The following is a 3,407-nucleotide window of genomic DNA, read 5'->3' on the forward strand; positions in this document are numbered from 1 at the left end:
GGACAACGTCGAGTTGTACAACCGGTCAGTCAAGGCCGCCGCCAAGCGCGGCATGGTGGACCAGATCATTGCCAAGGCGTTGGATGACGGCGTCATTGAGTCCTGCGAAGCCCAGGCAATCATCAATGCCTTGATGCATTACATGTCCGCCCGCTACGCCGAAGTGCTGGCGACCATCCAACTGCATGGTCGCGGGGTTTCTGCATGAGCCAACGCACTCAGCCCTTACCGAGACGAGCCTTGATTTCTTTCAGTGCCGTTGCGACGTCGTCGACGGCGAAGCGAATGTCTTCGGCTTTCACTGCCACCCCTGGCTCTGTACCTAAGGTGGTTGTTTTGGTGGTTTCGCGGCCGCTCATGATTTTGACCAGCGCTTCGTGTCGCTCCAGTAAGCGCTGCATCAAGCTTTCAACATCCCTTTTTGAGTGAATCGCCATGACCTACATCTCCGAAGTAGACAGAACACATTTGAATGATCTGCTGGTCATCGCCCAGCAGCGGCTGGACACCTTAAAAGAAATCGTCGCGACCACCAATAACTCGCTTTCAGGGAGTGACATCAGGATCGCTATCGGCGATGTGGTTACCCCGCTGAACATCGCGCACGAAGCGGCAGAAACGCTCTAAAGGAACTGGTCATGAGCACCTACAAACTTGTCTGTCCGCACTGCCTCGGCCGCATGCGCATCCGCACCAGCGAAGGCACACACATTTTCCTGCGGGTGGCCTACCTGCAATGCACCAATGAAGCCTGCGGCTGGTCGGTGCGTGCTGAGTTCGAAATGACCCACGAGATGAGTCCCAGCGGCATGGCTAACCCCTCGGTTCGTTTACCCATTGCTGACATCGCTCTGCGCCGAGCCGCGATGAAGACCGCCAACGATCAACCCGACCTGCTCGACCAAATGGAAATGGAGTGTGCGCAATGAACCATGAACAGTTGACCCACGACTACCGCAGCAGCATGCAACGGGCGGCGTTTGCCTACCTACAACGACATGAAGCTCAGTACCTGGTGGATTCCGATCTGCTGTACGACAACTGCGTTCGGCACCTGACCACATCGCTGGAGGTGCCGGTGTTCATGGCTCAGCAGCTGGTGCACAACGCTTGGACCGAGTTGCAGGTGATCAATCAGCGCAAGTGGATTGGTGTGGACTGGGGCACCAGCCCGGGTTGCACTGTCGTGCACTTGATCGATACACGGGCTGACCTACGTTATCCCGTCCCGGCGAGGTTGCTACCGCAGACATTACTCGCTCAGCGCGATTCTGCGCACAAGCACCACCCTCAGTAATCCTTTTTTAACTCCCTGCCCTGCCCCCGCTTCCCGTGGGTTTGGGTGAGCTTTGCCCGAAATCCGAGGTGGATCATGGAAGTCGACGTTGCCATCACCGCAAAACTGAGTCGTTCGCAGGCCGAAGCGTTGCTCGAAACGCTACGCAGCCAGTACGCGATGCAGTTCAACGAGCACTGGTACGACGATCGATTTCGCTTGATCCCCGAGGGTCTACGGCACGGCTCGCTGCTGACCGCCTTCCCCGTGATGGCCGCGCAAAAACGCCTGATTGGCGCCCTCAAACACAGTCTCGGCGAAGTGAAGTAAGCCCCGATGAACATGAAACACGATCTACGCGCCGACATCCTGCAACGCCTTCAGTCCGATTACGGCCTCAAGCATAAAGCGGGCAAATACATGCGCGAAGGCGAATGCCCAGCGTGCAAGAAAAAGGAGCTGTATGCCTTCCACGATGACCCGTGGATGATCCGTTGTGGCCGGGGCAAGTGCGGCCAGACCTGGCACGTGAAGGAGATCTACGAAGACCTGTTCGACGACTGGAGCAAACGTGCTCCGGCGACCGAGGAGCATCCCAACGCAACGGCTCGTGCCTACCTGGAGTTTGCTCGCGGCTTTCGTCTGGATCTGATTCAAGGCTGGTTCACCCAGGAAACGTATTTCTCTGGCGAGTTGAATGCAGGCAGCGCGACAGTACGTTTCGCCCTAGATAAGGGCGGTTACTGGGAACGGCTGATCGACCGGCCGCACCGTTTTGGCAAGATGAAAGCCCGCTTCAAACCCGGCGACAGTCCTCGTGGTGTTTGGTGGTGCCCGCCCTGCGTCGAGTTGTTGGATGTCACCGAACTATGGATCGTCGAGGGCATTTTYGATGCCATTGCTCTGGTCCACAACGGCATCGCAGCAGTATCGGCGATGTCATCCGGCGCCTATCCCGAAGAGTCGTTGAAAGAGCTGGCACGGCAGCGCGGTGGCAAACTGCCGAAGTTGGTGTGGGCACTGGACAACGAACCAGGAGCGCATAAATACACCAAGCGCTGGGTACGTCAGGCCCGCGCATTGGGCTACGAATGCGAAGCGGCGCAGATCTCCCAACCAGATAGCCGCAAGGTTGACTGGAATGATCTGCACCAGCGGTGGAACTTCATCGATGACGAAACCCAACGCACCGAGCAGGTCGAAAAAGACCTGGCCACGGCTCGCTACCATGGCTCCCTTCTGATCGCCGAAAGCGCGTCAGAAAAAGGCGTGCTGATGTACGACTGGCGTGAGCGCCATGAGTTTCACTTCGGCTTCGACAGTCGGTTGTACTGGTTCAAGATGGACCTGGAGAAGTTCAACAAGGCCATGCAAGCGCTGGAGTCTTCCGAGCGCCATGAAGACCAATTGCTCAACGACAAGCAGCGCCGCGACAAAGCTCTACGTCAATGTGGCGGTGTGGTCGAGATCGCCAACTGCTACCCGCAGGCACTGTATTTCCAACGCAACGAAGTGACCGACGAATCCTGGTACTACTTCCGCGTTGATTTCCCACACGACAGTGGCAGCGTCAAAAACACCTTCACCGGTGGCCAGGTTGCCGCCGCCAGCGAATTCAAAAAGCGACTGCTCAGCATGGCCGCCGGCGCCGTATTCACCGGCAGTGGTCAACAACTCGACAAGATCATGAAAGACCAGCTCTTCGGCCTGAAAACCGTGGAGACCATCGACTTCATTGGCTACAGCAAACAGCACAGCTGCTACGTGTTCGGCGACATCGCTGTGCGCAGCGGTATCGTCAGCGAAGTGAACAAGGAGGACTTTTTCGAGTTCGGCAAACTGCGGCTCAAGACGCTGCAGAAGTCGATTGCCATGCACATTCAGCGCGACAGCAAGGTGTATCGCAGCGATTGGCTGCCGATGCTGTGGCTGTGTTTTGGCGCCAAGGGCATTGTTGCCCTGGCGTTCTGGTTCGGTTCGCTGTTCGCCGAGCAGATCCGCGCACAGTACAAGTCGTTTCCGTTCCTTGAGGTCACGGGCGAAGCCGGCGCCGGCAAGACCACGCTTCTCACCTTCCTTTGGAAACTGCTGGGCCGCGAGCATGAAGGTTTTGACCCGTCGAAATCTACGC

7 protein-coding genes are annotated in these 3,407 nt (G+C 57.3%); 6 read left to right on the plus strand and 1 reads right to left on the minus strand.

Annotated features, from left to right (window positions below):
• Window positions 1–208, plus strand: a 208-nt coding sequence (locus tag AC1DLB_RS25350) for a phage regulatory CII family protein (protein ID WP_477785861.1), incomplete at its 5' end; no start/stop codon positions are given.
• Between the two features lie 10 nt (window positions 209–218).
• On the opposite strand, the gene AC1DLB_RS25355 is transcribed toward AC1DLB_RS25350, so the two are convergent.
• Window positions 219–437, minus strand: coding sequence for a hypothetical protein (locus AC1DLB_RS25355; RefSeq protein WP_038979815.1), 219 nt, complete (start codon window positions 435–437; stop codon window positions 219–221).
• On the opposite strand from AC1DLB_RS25355, the gene AC1DLB_RS25360 reads away from it, so the two are divergent.
• From AC1DLB_RS25360 to AC1DLB_RS25380, 5 genes are all read left to right on the plus strand, one after another.
• A complete protein-coding gene (locus tag AC1DLB_RS25360) occupies window positions 436–627 on the plus strand; it encodes a hypothetical protein (RefSeq protein WP_477779319.1) in 192 nt (63 codons plus the stop codon). The genes AC1DLB_RS25355 and AC1DLB_RS25360 overlap by 2 nt on opposite strands.
• 11 nt (window positions 628–638) lie before the next feature.
• The gene (locus tag AC1DLB_RS25365; protein WP_038979812.1) at window positions 639–929 is read left to right on the plus strand and encodes an Ogr/Delta-like zinc finger protein; all 291 of its coding nucleotides are present in this window, start codon (window positions 639–641) and stop codon (window positions 927–929) included.
• On the plus strand, window positions 926–1,297 hold the full coding sequence (locus tag AC1DLB_RS25370) for a hypothetical protein (protein WP_477779320.1): 372 nt from the start codon (window positions 926–928) through the stop codon (window positions 1,295–1,297). The genes AC1DLB_RS25365 and AC1DLB_RS25370 overlap by 4 nt, the downstream gene beginning before the upstream one ends.
• A gap of 75 nt (window positions 1,298–1,372) precedes the next feature.
• Complete coding sequence (locus AC1DLB_RS25375; RefSeq protein ID WP_477779321.1) at window positions 1,373–1,606, plus strand: hypothetical protein; 234 nt, start codon at window positions 1,373–1,375, stop codon at window positions 1,604–1,606.
• Between the two features lie 6 nt (window positions 1,607–1,612).
• Window positions 1,613–3,407, plus strand: a 1,795-nt coding sequence (locus AC1DLB_RS25380; RefSeq protein ID WP_477785862.1) for a toprim domain-containing protein, incomplete at its 3' end; no start/stop codon positions are given.

Source organism: Pseudomonas sp. 05N434 (assembly GCF_056396965.1).